General features: G+C 56.2%; 13 protein-coding genes. 7 read left to right on the forward strand and 6 right to left on the reverse strand.

Annotated elements, in window-relative coordinates; genetic code table 11:
• The 4 genes from EGJ86_RS16020 to EGJ86_RS25645 all read left to right on the forward strand — a co-directional run.
• On the forward strand, positions 1-1,627 hold a 1,627-nt coding region (locus EGJ86_RS16020; RefSeq protein ID WP_125835798.1), incomplete at its 5' end, for a helicase/relaxase domain-containing protein.
• A gap of 6 nt (positions 1,628-1,633) precedes the next feature.
• Positions 1,634-2,557 (forward strand): tyrosine-type recombinase/integrase, encoded by a 924-nt coding sequence (locus EGJ86_RS16025; protein ID WP_125835799.1) that lies wholly within the window; start codon positions 1,634-1,636, stop codon positions 2,555-2,557.
• Positions 2,558-2,601: 44 nt separating this feature from the next.
• On the forward strand, positions 2,602-2,958 hold the full coding sequence (locus tag EGJ86_RS16030; protein ID WP_125835800.1) for a histone-like nucleoid-structuring protein, MvaT/MvaU family: 357 nt from the start codon (positions 2,602-2,604) through the stop codon (positions 2,956-2,958).
• A 106-nt stretch (positions 2,959-3,064) separates the two neighbouring features.
• A complete protein-coding gene (locus tag EGJ86_RS25645; protein WP_372237972.1) occupies positions 3,065-3,208 on the forward strand; it encodes an IS3 family transposase in 144 nt (47 codons plus the stop codon).
• 75 nt (positions 3,209-3,283) lie between these two features.
• Here the strand turns inward: EGJ86_RS25645 and EGJ86_RS16035 are convergent, their stop codons facing one another.
• The 3 genes from EGJ86_RS16035 to EGJ86_RS16045 are packed head-to-tail and all read right to left on the reverse strand — an operon-like array spanning position 3,284 to position 9,032.
• A complete protein-coding gene (locus EGJ86_RS16035; RefSeq protein WP_125835801.1) occupies positions 3,284-6,436 on the reverse strand; it encodes a CusA/CzcA family heavy metal efflux RND transporter in 3,153 nt (1,050 codons plus the stop codon).
• A gap of 22 nt (positions 6,437-6,458) precedes the next feature.
• Positions 6,459-7,724, reverse strand: a complete 1,266-nt coding sequence (locus tag EGJ86_RS16040; protein ID WP_012017835.1) for an efflux RND transporter periplasmic adaptor subunit — start codon at positions 7,722-7,724, stop codon at positions 6,459-6,461.
• 57 nt (positions 7,725-7,781) lie between these two features.
• Positions 7,782-9,032, reverse strand: a complete 1,251-nt coding sequence (locus EGJ86_RS16045; RefSeq protein ID WP_003464906.1) for a TolC family protein — start codon at positions 9,030-9,032, stop codon at positions 7,782-7,784.
• 399 nt (positions 9,033-9,431) lie between these two features.
• Here EGJ86_RS16045 and EGJ86_RS16050 point away from each other — a divergent pair, with 399 nt between their 5' ends.
• Positions 9,432-10,106, forward strand: coding sequence for a heavy metal response regulator transcription factor (locus EGJ86_RS16050; protein ID WP_003464910.1), 675 nt, complete (start codon positions 9,432-9,434; stop codon positions 10,104-10,106).
• Complete coding sequence (locus EGJ86_RS16055; protein ID WP_012017834.1) at positions 10,103-11,536, forward strand: heavy metal sensor histidine kinase; 1,434 nt, start codon at positions 10,103-10,105, stop codon at positions 11,534-11,536. Before EGJ86_RS16050 ends, EGJ86_RS16055 begins: the two co-directional genes overlap by 4 nt.
• Positions 11,537-12,315: 779 nt before the next feature.
• On the opposite strand, the gene EGJ86_RS16060 is transcribed toward EGJ86_RS16055, so the two are convergent.
• A complete protein-coding gene (locus tag EGJ86_RS16060; RefSeq protein ID WP_021488260.1) occupies positions 12,316-12,507 on the reverse strand; it encodes a hypothetical protein in 192 nt (63 codons plus the stop codon).
• 141 nt (positions 12,508-12,648) lie between these two features.
• Positions 12,649-13,989, reverse strand: coding sequence for an OprD family porin (locus EGJ86_RS16065; protein WP_031306429.1), 1,341 nt, complete (start codon positions 13,987-13,989; stop codon positions 12,649-12,651).
• A 240-nt stretch (positions 13,990-14,229) separates the two neighbouring features.
• Here EGJ86_RS16065 and cadR point away from each other — a divergent pair, with 240 nt between their 5' ends.
• Positions 14,230-14,670 (forward strand): Cd(II)/Pb(II)-responsive transcriptional regulator, encoded by a 441-nt coding sequence (gene cadR, locus EGJ86_RS16070; RefSeq protein WP_021488258.1) that lies wholly within the window; start codon positions 14,230-14,232, stop codon positions 14,668-14,670.
• Positions 14,671-14,718: 48 nt separating this feature from the next.
• Here the strand turns inward: cadR and EGJ86_RS16075 are convergent, their stop codons facing one another.
• On the reverse strand, positions 14,719-16,047 hold the full coding sequence (locus tag EGJ86_RS16075; protein ID WP_012017832.1) for an OprD family porin: 1,329 nt from the start codon (positions 16,045-16,047) through the stop codon (positions 14,719-14,721).
• Positions 16,048-16,070: the final 23 nt, after the last annotated feature.

Genomic DNA, 16,070 nt, shown 5'->3' on the forward strand with positions numbered 1-16,070 from the left:
GAAGCAGTTGAACACCTGGGTCAGTTTTCAGTCGGCAGAACAGCCTCTACTGGGTCAGTTTTCGGTCAGCGGCAACACTCTGCTTCACGACATAGGCAAGATCGCGGTCGACCAGCGCGTAGAGCTGGCCAGTGGGAGAATCTGGCGTCCCTGGCACGGCCCAATCAACGAGCCTTATCGCATGATGTTCGTGCGCGGCCGGGACTACCACCAACACCCTGCGGCAGGAAGCCTGCTGGTTCCGCTGATACTCTCCCCGGCTGTGCTGGACTGGATTGCTGGCGTCCCTCTCCTCTTCGGCCAGTTATCGTTCGTTTTCAGCGGCCACTATGACCAGGCCGGCACCCTAGGTGAAATAATCATCAAGGCCGACAAAGCCTCCGTGGCCAAGGCGCTGGGCGGAAACCCGGCCAAGGCTATGGCTGCTGCAAACGCCCCACAAGACTCTCTGCAGGCGCGTCTGTTACGCGGCCTGAAACAGCTGATTCGCGATTCAGCGGGCGAGGCCCCATTCAGGTTGAACCAACCTGGTGCCAGCGGCTGGCTCACAGATGACGCTCTCTGGCTGGTGAGCAAGCCTGTGTCTGATCGCTTGCGCGCCCTTCTAATGAGCCAGGGTATGGAAGGCGTCCCCACCAGGAACTCCAGGCTGTTCGACGAAATGCAGGGGCACGGCATCATCCAACCAACGCCAGGGGATGAGCCCAAGGCCATCTGGAGCTGCACGGTTCAGGATCCAAGCGGCTGGAAGCAGACGTTGACCATGCTCAAGGTCGCTCCGGCGATGATCTGGGGGGCCGGCGAGGAGCGTCCCGCATCCTTCGCAGGCTCCATCACGGTCGATCATGGCGAGAACCAGGGGTCAGCCGACAAGCAACAATCAGAGGTATCTGCGTCAGTACAGCCCCTTGCGAGCGATTCCAACTCCCCACCTCCACACATGGATTTCGACATACCGTTCGACGATATCAATGCGGAGTTGTCTTCGCTGTATCTATCGGCAATACCTGACCAAGTACCAACGCCGCAGGAACCGGATGAGCTTGATCTGTTGATGCAGGGTGTAGCTCCCGCACCAGCACAGCAAGATGGTCAATATGCTGCAGAGCATGATGGCAATAAGGCACTATCCCAACGTTGCGCCCAATCCGCAGCTGTAAACGCTGAGGCCGGTCGTGAATCACGTAGTGCTGTCGCAGCACCTTCTTGGGGGAGAACACTTGAAGGCGAGGCGCTGGGACAGCGATTCATCGCATGGCTGAGGGAGGGTCTAAGTGATCGGAGAATTGTCATCAACGATGCCAAGGCAAAGGTCCACATAGTGAACGGAACTGCCTTCATCGTTACGCCAGGGGTATTTCAGCGATTCGTAATGGAGCATCCCTCACAGATAAAACTGGATGAGGGGCAGAAGGAATCTGAGAGCTGGAAAGTCGTACAGAAACAGTTCCAGAAACTAGGCCTGCATAAAAAAACGGAGGCAGGACTAAATATTTGGAAGTGTCGCGTAATCGGGCAACAAAAAAACAAAGCACGATTACAAGGCTACTTGTTAACTGAGCCTAGCAAGCTATTCAATTCGGTACCACCAGACAATCCCTTCCTGAGCCTAGAGCAGGGAGAGTAGTCGCTCATGCTGACCTTTGACCAACTATTAGAAGAGTATTTTTTCTTACGCCACTTGCGGCCTAGATCTCAAACGAGCTACAAATCAGCAACAGCCCAGCTGCAGAAGTTTATGCACAATTGTGGAATGACACACCCAGAGGAGCTCACTAGCAGGGACGTTTTCTCGTGGAGGAGAATAGCGCTTACCCAGATGAGGGAGGTCAGCTGGAATAGTTATGCAAGACATCTGCGTGCATTATGGGGCTTTGGAATTGATCAGGGCCTGATTCTGTCCAAAACTAACCCATTCAAAGGCACCCTAGTTGGTGAACCGAAGCGCCCTAAGAAGACCCTAACAACCAGCCAGATTCATCAGGCCAGGCTGGTCCTGGAGCAGATGGAGGCCTGGGAGCAGGAGAACAAGGAGCGAAGCCGGATCACCCCGGCTTGGTTCTGGCAAGTGGTGAATGAGACATTCTATTCAACAGGTTTACGACTGAACCAGGTACTGAATATCAGGCTGGCAGATGTGGACTTGAATGACAGGTTAATCATGGCAACTGTGGAAGGCTCTAAAACTAAACGTGAATACCCAGTTCCCATATCCAGCCAGTACCACCCATGGATTTCGATGCTCGTGGACAGGGCTAAATTTCAGAAATTCAAGCACAGCGATCAGTTATTCAACGTAAATCGTTTTAGCCCGCATCATAGACGATTAACGATGAACTGCTGGCAGGTTGAGTCCTGCTACGCAAAGATATCCAACATTACTAACTCAAGGATATCCCCCCATAGGTTCCGCCATACGATCGGCACAGACCTTATGAAGAAACCTGAGAGAAATCTTCACCTTGTGAAAGAGCTGCTAGGCCATACGAACATAAAGACTACACTGGAGTACGTTTCGGTAGATGTGGAAATGCTACGCGAATGTGTGGAAAGATAGATGCCCTATACCCATGTAGACTCCCATCTCAAGGAAAGCAGCACATGTCCAAAATCGCTGAATACAAAGCTCTCGAGGCTCAATTAGCAGAGCAACTGAAGCAGCTCGATGCGCTAAAAAATGACAAGGCCATGCAGCGAGAGATTGAGTTCGAGAGCAAGCTGCGTGCACTAATGGACGAATATGGGGTGAGCCTGCGCGGCCTGATCTCCATCCTGGATCCGCAGCCCAGCAAGCCGCAGGCCGAACCTCGCAAACAGCGGGCTGCACGCCAGACCAAGGTCTATAAAAACCCCAAGACGGGTGAGGTCGTTGAAACTAAAGGTGGTAACAACAAGGTGCTCAAGGCGTGGAAGCAGGAGCATGGCGCTGAAGTAATTGAAAGCTGGCGGCAGAATTGACCGGCCCGCTATAAAGAAAGCCCGCATTAGCGGGCCTTCTTTGGGATAAAGTGAGTTCATTATTAAGTTCCCCTGTAAAATGCAGCGTCCTTATCTCCTTTAATTAATAGCTGGCTCTGCCAGTGATCCTGAACTCAAAGGGGCTCTGTTCGACTACATCCGCTTTTACAATCACAGTCGTCGACACTCGACGCTGGACTGCCTCAGGCTGATCGGGTTTGAGCGGCGAAATGCGAGCAGTAGATCTTAACTACCGATCCACCAGCTCCAGGGTAGATCGGTAAGACGCTGGCTCGTAATTTTTCGAGCCAGCGAAACTATCTACTCACTCCGAGCCTTTCAGCTCACCCTCCTCCTCACGCCGATAGGCCCAACGATAGAGCGCTGGCAACACCAGCAGCGTAAGTGCGGTAGAGGACAGAATCCCACCGATCACCACAGTCGCCAGAGGGCGCTGTACTTCAGCCCCAGTCCCAGTCGCCAGAGCCATGGGCACGAAGCCAAGCGATGCAACGAGAGCAGTCATCAATACCGGGCGCAGACGTTGCAGGGCACCTTCGGTGACGGCCTGCTGCAACCCCATTCCCTCCTCGCGCAGATTACGAATGAAGGAAATCATCACCAGACCATTGAGAACCGCCACCCCGGAAAGAGCAATAAAGCCCACCCCGGCGGAGATCGAAAGCGGTATGTCACGCAACCACAGCGCCATCACGCCACCGGTCAACGCAAAAGGAATACCGGTAAACACCAGCAAGCCATCACGCACGTTGTTGAACATCATGAACAGCAGCATGAAGACCAGCAGCAGGGCGACCGGCACCACCACTTGCAGGCGTTTGGCTGCCGATTGCAGCTGCTCGAACTGTCCGCCCCAGGTCGTCCAATAACCGGCTGGCAGCTTCACATCGCTGCGAATCCTCTCTTCGGCTTCTTGCACAAAGGATCCGATGTCACGCCCTCGCACGTTGGCACTCACCACAACCAGGCGCTTGCCATTCTCGCGGCTGACCTGGTTTGGCCCTGGCGCCAGTTGCAGACTGGCCACTTCGGAGAGCGCGATAAAGCCGACGCTGGTGGCTGCCCCCGTTGCTGGAACGGGTATCAGCAGTCGCGAAAGCCCCTCGATATCGGTACGCAGGTTCTCCGGTAGACGTACTACCAGATCGAAACGGCGATCCCCCTCGAACAGCGTTCCCGCCCGGCGCCCACCAACAGCCACGGCGACAGTTTCCTGAATGTCACCGACATTCAGACCATAGCGAGCCGCCTTGTCTCGGTCGATGGCCACGGTCAGCACCGGAAGACCCGTTGTCTGCTCGGCCTTCACCTCGGACGCCCCATCAATACCGCCTAGGGTTTCGGCCACTTCGGCTGCCGTGCTATTGAGAACGTCCATATCGTCGCCGAATATCTTCACCGCGACATCGCTGCGCACACCCGATATCAATTCGTTGAAACGCAACTGAATAGGCTGCGACAGCTCGTAGTTACTGCCCGGAACCAACTCGGCAGCGGCCTGCAGCTCGGCGATCAGAGCATCACGCGACTTTTTCGGATCGGGCCATTGATCGCGCGGTTTGAGCATCACGTAGCTGTCAGAAATGTTCGGCGGCATCGGGTCGGAGGCGATTTCCGCCGTACCGGTACGCGCGAATACTCGCTCCACTTCCGGCACCTTGGCCAGAATGGTCTCCTCCAGGCGCATCTGCATCTCCACCGACTGCGTCAGGCTGGTACCCGGTACACGCAGCGCCTGCAGCGCGAAGTCCCCCTCACTGAGGCTAGGCACGAACTCGCTGCCCATACGTGATGCCAGCAGACCGGAGAACAGAACCAGCGCCACGGCCGCACTGAAGGCCAACGTACGCCGTCGCATGACCCAGGCCAGCACTGGCTCGTAGGTGCGCCGGGCAACACGCATCAGCGCGTTTTCCTCTTCTTTCACCTTACCAGTGACGAATAGCGCGATAGCCGCCGGGACGAAGGTCACCGAAAGGATCATGGCCCCGAACAGGGCGGTCACCACGGTGAAGGCCATTGGGTGGAACATTTTGCCCTCGACCCCGGTCAGGGCGAAGATCGGCAGGTACACCACCATGATGATCAACTGACCGAAAATCAGCGCACGACGCGCTTCCTTGGATGCCGCGAAGACCTCATGCAGACGCTCACTACGGGTCAGCTCGCGGCCAAGCTTGTGCTGCGCATGAGCCAGACGGCGAATAGCGTTCTCGACGATGACCACGGCACCATCGACGATGATGCCGAAGTCGAGTGCCCCCAGACTCATCAAGTTGGCGCTGACCTTGTTGCTGAACATGCCGGTGAAGGTGAACAGCATCGACAGCGGAATGACCATGGCTGTGATCAGCGCCGCACGGATGTTACCGAGGAACAGGAAGAGGATGACGATGACCAGGATAGCCCCTTCGATCAGGTTCTTCTTGACCGTGGCGATGGCCTTGTCCACCAGATTGGTGCGGTCATAGACGGTCACCGCAACCACCCCTTCAGGCAGCGAACGGTTGATCTCCTCCAGACGTGCGGCCACGGCCTGCGACACACTGCGGCTGTTCTCGCCGATCAGCATAAACACTGTTCCCAGCACGACCTCGCGACCATTCTCGGTCGCAGCACCAGAACGTAGTTCACGGCCCAACATCACCTGCGCCACATGACTAACCCGAATGGGCGTGCCGTCCACATTGGCCACGACGATATTGGCGATATCGTCCAGCGTGCTCAGTTGCCCAGGTGCCCGAATCAGTAGTTGCTCGCCATTGCGCTCGATATAGCCAGCACCGACGTTGGCATTGTTGCGCTCCAGCGCCAGCAGCAGGTCACCCAGCGTCAGCTTGTAGGCAGCCAGGCGTTTGGGATCTGGAGCGACCTGGAACTCCTTGGCGAAGCCACCAATGGTGTTGATTTCGGCAACGCCAGGCACCGTGCGCAACTGCGGTTTGATGATCCAGTCCTGGATCACCCGCAGATCGGTTGGTGTGTAAGGCGTACCGTCCTCCTTGAGTGCCCCCTCCTCGGCCTCGACCGTCCATAGAAAGATTTCACCTAGGCCGGTGGAAATCGGCCCCATGGAGGCCTCGACACCCTCGGGCAATTGCTCCTTGGCGCTTTGCAGTCGCTCGTTGACCAACTGGCGGGCGAAATACAGATCCGTGCCATCCTCAAAAATCACGGTAACCTGCGATAGCCCCGAGCGTGACAGCGAGCGGGTCTGTTTCAAATGCGGCAGGCCGGCCATGGCCGTTTCGATCGGGAAAGTGATGCGCTGCTCGGTTTCCAGCGGCGAAAAGCCCTCGGCAGCGGTACTGATCTGTACCTGGACGTTGGTGATGTCGGGAACGGCGTCGATCGGCAGCTTCTGATAGCTGGCCACGCCCACACCGGCCATCGCCAAAACGGCCAACAGCACCAGAAAACGCTGTTCTATGGCGAATTGAATGATGCGCTCAAACATGAAAAGTACTCGTCGGTGAGGATCAGTGCGCGTGTTCGGCGCTGCCTTTGCCCAGTTCGGACTTGAGGATGAAACTGCCTGTGGCAGCTACACGTTCGCCTGACTTCAGGCCTTCGCGTACCTCGACGAAGCCATCGCTGCGGGTGCCCAATGTCACCGGACGCACTTCGAAGCCTTCAGCGGTACGCACGAAGACACTGGTCTTGTCCTCGACATCCTGAATCGATGAAGCCGGCACCACGGCCCCGGCCTCATGGCTTTCAGTCGCCAAGGCAACCGAGACGAACAGGCCGGGACGCCAAATGCCGTCGGCGTTATCCAGGTCGATGCGGCCTGTCGCCGTCCGCGTCTGCTCACCCAGCAGGCGGCTGATGTAAGCCACCTTACCCGTAGCTTCGCGCCCCAACTCTGGCGCACTGACACGTACTGACTGCCCGACTTTCACCTGTTCCAGATCACGCGGGGAAACGCTGAAGGTGACCCAGACGCGACTCAGATCAGCCACCGTGAAGGCATTACTGGTCTCACTGACGACTTCGCCAGGTACCAGGTGCTTCTCCACCACCACACCGGAAAAAGGTGCACGCAGGTTGTAACGGCTGCCATCGCCAGCCTCGCCCTGAGGGCTGATCGTCTTGCCCTTCTGTCGGGCATTGGCCAGAGCGATCTCGGCCTCCTGCAGCGTTTGCCGGGCCTGGAGATAATCCTGCTCGGCCGAAATACCGTCCTTCCACAATTGGCGTTCACGCTCGAAGGTCGTGCGGGCCAGCTCAACGCGTCGAGCGGCAGCCGCCATTTCACTACGCAACTCGGAAACCTGCTGACTGACGATAGTCGCCAGGCCATCCCCAGCAGCCACCTTCTGCCCCAGCCCGACCAGCACGCGCTCGACAACGCCAGCGCTGGGCGGCACGACATGAGCCGTGCGCTCCTCGTCGAAATTCACCTCGCCAGGTAGAGAGATGTATGTGCTCATGGCGCGCGCTTGTACGTCGACGAGTTCAATGCCCGCAGCGGCTATTTGCGCCTCACTCAGCACCAGCCCCCCCTCTTCGGCATGCCCACCCGCGGACTCACCGTGATCATCGCCAGCCTCGCCATGATCATCATCGGCATGATCGTCCCCGGCCTCACTGACCTGCCCAGCCCTGACTGCAACAACGCTGTCGCTACTGGCAAGCATGTGCCCGATTTCTGCGGCAAAGCGCCCGCTGTTATAAAACAACGCACCACCGACGAACCCCAAGGTCAGGGCCGCCGCGATGGCAACACCAAGTTTCTTCTGCATGAACAACCCCAAAAGATGATCAGTAACCGGCATCGCGCCGATCGTCGTGACAGGAAATCAGTAGTTATCGGCTTGGGCAGATAGGTCGCCGTAGATGCGCTCAAGGCGAACCCAGGCATCGAGCGCTTCGCCGAGTGCCTGCAGGTAACGGGAGCGAACGTCGATCAAGGTGCGCTGGGCATCGAGAACATCGATAAAGCCGAACTTGCCCATCTGAAATCCACGCGTCGTGCTTTCCAAAGCTGTGTCCGCGGACGCAAGCAGGCCCCCCTCGAAACCGCTAATCGCTCCCTGCGCCGTTCGCCATTGCTGATAGGCCTGCTGCACCTCACTGCGCAGGCGCAACTCGGCAGCATTTCGCAAGTCGCGCGCCTGATCAGCCCGCCGCGAGGCGGCCAGAACATTTCCCTGGTTGCGATCGAACAGAGGCAGAGGCATGGACAAACCAACAAGGTTGACGCGCTCACGATCCTCACTGCTGTATTGGCTGCCGAGGCTGACCGTCAGATCGGGAATCCGCCGGCTTTTCTCAACGGCGATTCCGGCCTCTTGCCGGTCGATCTCGACCCTGGCAAGACGCATCTGCGGAACTTTGTCCAGACGGCTCAGAAGTGCGACTTCAGAGGGTATTGCGGGCATATCGGTAACATCGCCACTGAGGCTAGGCTCACCACTGGCGGATGCCCCCCCAATCAAGGCCAGCAACTGATTCATGGCGTTGATGTACTGATCTCGAGCCCGCGCGGCCTCCAGTCGAACCTCTTCGTACTGCAGCCGGGCGCGCGATGCCTCCAGGGCAGAGGCCTTGCCAGCCTTGACGCGCGCATCAACGACCGCCACGCCGCGTTCGCTCAGGCGTTGTGACTGCTCAGCCAACTCTTGGCGCATCTTCGCCAACAAGGCTCCTTGAAAAGCCCCGACCACCTCGGCACGCAGCTCATTGCGCAGCTGCTCCTGACCGACCGCAGCACTGTCGATACCGCGTTCGGCCATTTCTATCCGGGCGCCGCGCTTGCCGCCCAGCTCGATAGGTTGGCTGATCTGTACCGTCGTGGTCCTCGTAGCACTGCGGGTGTCCTCAACCTCCCAAGACAGCTCCGGATTGGGAATCACACCGGCTTGGCGACGCTCACCTTCTGCGATGCCGACATTACGATCACCTGCCATCAGCGACGGGTTGGTCTGCAGTGCCTGCCCCCATGCGTCGCCCAGGGTGATCGGCGTTGATGCCACGGCATGATTCACTACAACTGAGCAGGCAACAGCCAGGCAAAGTGCCTCAGCAACTCTCGAATAACGCCTCGACAAGGGCCTTTCCTCCACACCTGTATAAATTCGGAGACATGTATGAAATCTCCGAGACCTTCATTCGGTGCAGAATTTAGGGAGCCTCACCTATCGTCGAGGTGACTGCAAAATTACAAATACGTAATGCCCAACTAAGCCATTTAACGCTGTATTACCATGACGCCAACGCAACGATTATTCGAGTCATGAAGTTACAACTGGACATATAAAAAACATCAGAAGAGCAACAAACGGCTTACAAAGACAGAGGCTACAGCCCCCTAAATTAGGGGCTCTGACGCTTGACCCTGTAGTTACTACAGGGATCATCATCTGCCATGAAAATGCCGATCGCTCCCAAGTCCAACAATCATCGCGACTCGATAAAAATTTCTCTCCCCCACCAAGGTCAACTACTACATGCGAATCCTGATTGTTGAGGACGAGCTTAAAACTGCCGAATATCTCCACCAGGGACTTACCGAGAGCGGCTATGTCGTCGATATTGCCACCAATGGTGTCGACGGCTTGCACATGGCGGCCCAAGCGTCCTACGAATTGATCATCCTTGATGTCGACTTACCAGAGATCGATGGCTGGGGCGTACTGGCCAGCATTCGCCGTAATAGTCGCACCCCTGTGATGATGCTGACGGCACGCGGGCGCCTGGCCGACAAGCTCAAAGGTTTCGACTCCGGTGCCGACGACTATCTGGTGAAGCCATTCGAGTTCCCCGAGCTTCTGGCCAGAGTTCGCTCGCTGCTACGAAGAGGTGAACAGGTCAGCGCGCCAGACGTGCTCAAGGTCGACGACCTTGAGCTGGATCCAGCCCGCCACCGCGCCTATCGCAATGGTCAACGAATCGATCTGACCACCAAGGAGTTCGCTCTGCTGCACCTGCTGATGCGACGCAGCGGCGAAGTACTCTCGCGCACCCAGATCATCTCGCTGGTCTGGGACATGAACTTCGACTGTGATACCAACGTCGTCGAAGTTTCCATCCGGCGCTTGCGCGCCAAGATCGACGACCCTTTCGAGAACAAACTGATCCACACCTTGCGCGGCGTCGGCTATGTACTGGAGGCTCGTCAATGAGGCCTGCCAGACTCTCAAGCCAACTCAGCCTGTCGGTCGCAATACTGGGCCTGATACTGGTTGCACTGCTGAGTGCGCTGGCTTATTTCTCGTTAAGCCGGCAGCTCAACTACATTGCAGAGCAAAGCCTCGAGGACAAGCTTCAGCAAATCCGCCATGGCATGAGAGAAATCAACACTCGCCCGGAAGTCGGTGACCAGGCCCACAACATCAGAGATTTGATCAAAGGCCACGACAGCCTCTCGCTCGCTCTTTATGACGACAGCTCGTCTCCCAAGGAAATCATGAGCGTGGGCCAGACACAGGAGGCCCTACCTTCCTTTATAGAAAACGCCAGCGAGACCATCGCCTTCGAACATTGGCGAGATGCGCAGGACAAGCAGCTCTTGACCGCCTCGCAGCTTATTCTGCGTAAGGACGGATCACGAATACGCGCCGTCCTTACACTGGAGCGCTCCGCTGACCAAGCACTGCTACACGCCTATGTCGAATCCACCTTGATTGCCCTGCCCTTCGTACTGGCTCTGATCGCGGCCGGAGCCTGGTGGATCGCTCATCGCGGCCTGAGCTCCCTGAATCAGTTCCGCAAGGTTGCAGAACTCGTCTCGACCCAGGATCTGAGCCATCGCCTGCCACTGGATAACCTACCGCAGGAGCTTCGCGAATTGGCTAACAGCATCAACTTCATGCTTCATCGCCTGGACGGTGGCGTACAACAGCTTTCGCAATTCTCTGACGACCTGGCACATGAATTACGCTCCCCCATCACCAATCTGATCGGCAAAGCGCAGGTGACGCTCTCACGGGAACGCCCGCCAGAAGAATACAAACTGGTGCTGGAGAACTGCACTGAGGAGCTCGGCCGGGTCACGCGGATCGTATCGGACATGCTGTTTCTCGCCCACGTCAGCCATCCGGCAGCACTTATCCCCTTCGAGGCAATTGCACTGCACGAAGAGGCAGAGAAAGTAGTGGAGCTTTTCAGCCTCACGGCCGAAGAAAAGGACATCAAACTCAACGTATCAGGGTACGCAACAATTAATGGCGATCGTTTGATGGTACAGAGAGCTATCTCTAACCTGCTATCCAACGCCATCCGCCATAGCCCGGAAGGCTCGAAAATCGATATTGACCTCATCACTAACGCGACGAACGCCACCCTGGCAGTGAGCAACCCAGGTGCAGGCATTCCTCCCGAGCACCTACCCAAACTGTTCGAGCGTTTCTATCGCGTGGATCGTGGGCGGTCACGTGCTGATGGCGGCACCGGGCTGGGCCTGGCCATCGTGCGTTCGATCATGAGCCTGCACCATGGCCACGTGGGCGTGAGCAGCATCGCAGATCAGACCACAGTTTTTACGCTGTACTTCCCTTTACCAAAGCCCTTGATCGAGCAGGCCCGCCAAAGCTCAACGGAAAAGACTGCTTAATCGAATTGCGCCAGGGATGGCGCCCCCTTTTTGCCCCATCTACGTCGAATACAAGCCCCTCACCAGACGACACATTTTCTCAGTTTCAGCCGCCCACTTCGTCCCCTACAGACATTCATCTCATGGTAGATGGTGTGGTTCTCCTTGCTCAGACGCCGACTCGCCATCTTTCACACCGAGGGCGACCGCTGCTGCCAGGCATAGAAACCGTTGCTTAATACCCACAGCAGCCGGCACATCAGTGCTACGGGATAGAGACCGACCAATGCCTCGACAGCGCTAAACTTGACTCCGTGGGCTGTGAGGAGATGGCGAGCGTCTTTAGAGCATCGCATTACTGTTGACCTGAGCCAGCCGCTGGCGCAGCTTCACACTTTCACAACTCACACTGCTGTTCGTTCTAGCACTTCCACTTGCCCAACAGACTTTCAGCGATACCAAGCGTCTCTCGAACATATGACGAAGCGTCGTGCCAGTAAGCACTGCTCTACCGTCTCTCTTTTGAATTATTCGGAAAACGTCGCCTGGTATGGATCATGGACACTTATTACGGCAGACACTATCCACTATCAATCAGTGCCCACTCAACTTGGGATAGAGCAAACTCAAGTGGATAGATATCGCGCCCACAAGACTAAGCAGTTCCAACCCAATTCTTTGACGAACAAAAAAAAGCGCCCCCAAAGGGGCGCCAAGGAACCATCTCTCACCAAAGGAGCGGGAGCTACCAAGAGATGGACTGGAGAGAGCGAGCAGGACGGCTGCGTTAGTTCATGCGCTCAATCGTCTTGCTCACTCTGAGCACTTTGGGACTTCTGCTGCTCAACGGCGTTGTCACCATGGATACGCTGTTGATTCTCACGGAATTGCTTGACGGCATTGAGAGAGCGCTCAGAGCCATCTTCTGCAGAGGCAACCATGCTGGCTGCCCCCAGAAACACGATAAACAGAAACTGGGAAAAAACTTTCATATGCACCTCGGACTGACTGAGCAAATATGGAAACGAATGCTTCGAAGACAGTCCCATGTTACGGATCGGCACCTAACATGAGCATGAGGTTCAAATTACAATCTTGTCAGAGAGGGGCGGCTATGCCGCCCCTGAATGTCGTTACAGCACCTGAAGCGGATACTCGACGATTACACGCACTTCATCGAGGTCGCTTTCGTAAGCAGTAGCGCGAGTGGTCATCTGACGTACACGCACGGACAGATCCTTCAGAGAACCCTCGAGGAACACGTATTTGACCTCAAGGTTGCGCTCCCAGCGCTTCTGATCGGTCAGCGGGTTACCGGCACCATCCGTGCGCATGTAAATGCTGTTGGCATTGGAGTAATCCGCATCACGTCCCAGCGCGTAACGCGCCATGAAGCTCAGCCCTGGCACACCAAAGTCAGCCATGTCCAGATCGTAGCGCACCATCCAGGAGCGTTCCTTGGGCGAGTTGAAGTCGCTGTACTGAAGGGAGTTGTCGAGGAAGATCGAGTCGGACTGACGCAGGTAGTCAAAGTCGTCATCGCCGTTGTTACGCTGGTGAGAGAGCGCTACACGGTGAGCGCCGTACTTGACACCGATGCTACCGCTATAGATGTTGTTACTGAAATCACCCAGCTGCTTCTTACCTTCGTCGGTGGCGTTGTAGTAATTCAGACCACCAAACAACGACAGATCCTCGGAAAGTGGGTAAGTCCACCACATGCCAGCGTAGTACTGATCCCAGGCATCCTTCAAACGGCTGCTGTAAAGGCTGAAGCCCAGGTTGTCGTTGAGCTCGTAGTCACCACCAAAGTAGCCGACCCAGGGAGAGTCCACCTGCCCAGCATAGAAGGTCGCGAAATCACCGCGTGAAGTGCTCTCCTGCGGTTGGCTCATGGCATGTAGACGACCGCCTTGCAGGGTCAGGCCCTCTATGCTTTCGTTGACGACCGTCACACCTTTGAAGCTCTGCGGCAGCAGACGAGAGTCCCCGTAGTGCACGACGGGCGTGGTTGGGAATACGTCACCGGCCTTGACGACCGTATCAGCGAAGCGCGCCTTTACCGCGGCCCCCACTTTCGAATACGAGTCCTCGGCACGATCATCGCTGTCGACCGGGAACATGTTGACACTACCACCGGGACCATAACGTCCATCACCGGTATCAAGCTTCAGGCCCAGTCCGGCATAGGCGTCAATGCCGAAACCAACGGTTCCCTGAGTGAAACCGGACTCGAAGTTAGCCATGATGCCGTGCCCCCAAGCCTCGGTGTAGCTGCTGCGCTCACCGCTGGGTAGTACCCTGGCCTCCCCTTTGCGAAAGTCCCGGTTGAAATACATGTTTCGGTTAAGAATATTCAGGCTACTTCCTTCGATGAAGCCTTCGGCAACCTGAGACTCGGATGCCTGAGCCATCGCGCTTGCACCGAATGCCAACGCGGAGATGATCGCCATGGTTAGAGGACTTTTTTTCATGCATTGCTCCTGATGCTTACCGGCAGTTCTGGGATTGTCATAGGCCGATTTCTTCTTGTGGATTTGGCCCCTCTATCCTTGCAACCTCCAGATAACTCGAAGATGAGCGCTGCATTACAATTTCGTAATCAAAGAACCTCTTCATTTCCAGGCTGTCACGAAGCCATCAATCTAGATGATGGCAAGCCGCTCTAACGGCTTTATCAGCCCCTCATGCTGGCGTACTCTGGAAGCATCATTATGAAAATTGGTGAACTTGCTAAGCGAACTGGCTGCCCAGTGGAGACCATTCGTTACTACGAGCATCAGGGATTACTACCCAGCCCCTCACGCAACAACAGTAACTATCGTTTATATAGTCAGCTGCACTTCGAGCGCCTGACATTCATCCGCAATTGTCGTGTACTCGATATGACATTGGAAGAAATAGGTCGCTTATTGGCAATGCATGATCGGCCGCATGCGAGTTGCGCACTCATTAGTACATTGGTGAAAGAACACATCGCTCATGTCGAGGCACGCATTCAGAATTTGCAGGCACTGCATGCGCAGTTGCGCGAATTGCTCGGGCGCTGCAAGGGAGGAAGTGAAAAAATGGCATACTGTGGCATCGTACTCCAGTTGAGCAGCCACGGTAGCGGTTCGTCTTTATCAACCGCTGAAAAAAACGAATTGAAGTGAATCATGTTGCCCCTTCTGCACAGAACAGAAGAGGCAACTTTCCATGGTTTAAAGCAGTGGCAAGCTGTACGTCACATAAAGCCGATTCTCATCGACGTCTGCCCCAACATTGCCACGCAGACTGGCATTGCGCAGAGAGAAGCCGAGTCCCTTCAGTGATCCTTCCTGCAGAACGTAATCGAGGCGCAGGTCACGCTCCCATTCGTTACGCTCACCCTGTGCGCTGTCGACGTTATCACCCGACAAATACATCACCGAGGCTTTTAGCCCCGAGATACCCAGCTTGCCAAAATCATAGGCATAGCCGGCCAACCAAGTGCGCTCGCCAGCACTGAGGAATTTACCACCACGACCGATCTGCCGATCGGTGATCAGGTAACTGGTTGCCCCGTCGCCAGCATTCAGGTACGGGAAGGCGCTATCGCCGGACACCTGCTGATAACCCGCGCTCAGCTCATGACCGCTATGGCTGTAGGTGAACAAGGCACTCCAGGTACGGTTATCTACCTCACCACGCTTGCTGTCACCGACCGTCCAGTAACCGTTGCTGCGATAGCCCTCAGCCCGGCCGCTCTCACTGCTGTTCTTGCCATCGGAGGTGCTGTAGAAGTAACGCAGGTCGGTCTTGAGATTGCCACCGCCCAGTGCGTAGTTGTGGATCAATCCCAGGAAATGTTGCTTGTAGAAATCTTCCAGATTGCCGAAGTAATACTGAGCGGTGAGATCCTTGGTGACCTTGTAGTCGCCACCCGCGAAATAGAACGTATTGACGAACTGTCCAGTGGTTGCATTGTTGGATCCGGCGATGGACAAGCCACGTGAGTCAGTCGAGCTCCGACCTTTTGCGTGCTCCAACTGACCGGCTGTCAAGGTCAGCCCTTCGATCTCGTTGGAGACGATCTGACCACCTTCGAACAACTGCGGCAACAGGCGACCATCGTTGAAAGTCACCACCGGCAACTTCGGCTGCAGAGTGCCTAGGCGCAACTCGGTCTTGGAAAGACGTGCCTTGGCCGTTACACCGGCCTTGCTATAGTCACTGACCGCAGAACCATCGCTATCCAGCGGGAACAGGGCGCCAGGGTTACGATCAATACCTGCCTTGCCCGACCGGCCACCGCCATCGAGGCGTACCCCCAGCAGGCCAATGGCATCAATCCCCAGGCCGACCGTCCCTTCGGTGAAGCCAGACTGATAGTTGAGGATGAATCCCTGCCCCCACTCCTGAGTAGATGGAATGTCGCGATCACGCACATCCTCATTGAAGTAGAGGTTGCGCATATCGAGCGTCGCCTTGCTGTCTCCGAGAAAATCGGCGGAAGCAGCCTGACTGAGTGCCGCCGCCGTGATGGCCAGTGCCAGGGTGGATCGTTTCATGCTTTATTCTCTAATTGTCATGG

Origin of the sequence: Pseudomonas sp. o96-267 (assembly GCF_003935465.1) — a bacterium.
Taxonomy (GTDB): Bacteria; Pseudomonadota; Gammaproteobacteria; order Pseudomonadales; family Pseudomonadaceae; genus Aquipseudomonas; species Aquipseudomonas sediminis.

Excerpts from the sequence above, each read along its gene's own strand:
- EGJ86_RS16035 (WP_125835801.1), bottom strand. The coding sequence starts at position 6,436 with ATGTTTGAGCGCATCATTCAATTCGCCATAGAACAGCGTTTTCTGGTG.
- EGJ86_RS16075 (WP_012017832.1), bottom strand. The coding sequence starts at position 16,047 with ATGAAACGATCCACCCTGGCACTGGCCATCACGGCGGCGGCACTCAGT.
- EGJ86_RS16050 (WP_003464910.1), top strand. The coding sequence starts at position 9,432 with ATGCGAATCCTGATTGTTGAGGACGAGCTTAAAACTGCCGAATATCTC.
- EGJ86_RS16060 (WP_021488260.1), bottom strand. The coding sequence starts at position 12,507 with ATGAAAGTTTTTTCCCAGTTTCTGTTTATCGTGTTTCTGGGGGCAGCC.
- EGJ86_RS16025 (WP_125835799.1), top strand. The coding sequence starts at position 1,634 with ATGCTGACCTTTGACCAACTATTAGAAGAGTATTTTTTCTTACGCCAC.
- EGJ86_RS16040 (WP_012017835.1), bottom strand. The coding sequence starts at position 7,724 with ATGCAGAAGAAACTTGGTGTTGCCATCGCGGCGGCCCTGACCTTGGGG.
- EGJ86_RS16030 (WP_125835800.1), top strand. The coding sequence starts at position 2,602 with ATGTCCAAAATCGCTGAATACAAAGCTCTCGAGGCTCAATTAGCAGAG.
- EGJ86_RS16055 (WP_012017834.1), top strand. The coding sequence starts at position 10,103 with ATGAGGCCTGCCAGACTCTCAAGCCAACTCAGCCTGTCGGTCGCAATA.
- cadR (WP_021488258.1), top strand. The coding sequence starts at position 14,230 with ATGAAAATTGGTGAACTTGCTAAGCGAACTGGCTGCCCAGTGGAGACC.
- EGJ86_RS16065 (WP_031306429.1), bottom strand. The coding sequence starts at position 13,989 with ATGAAAAAAAGTCCTCTAACCATGGCGATCATCTCCGCGTTGGCATTC.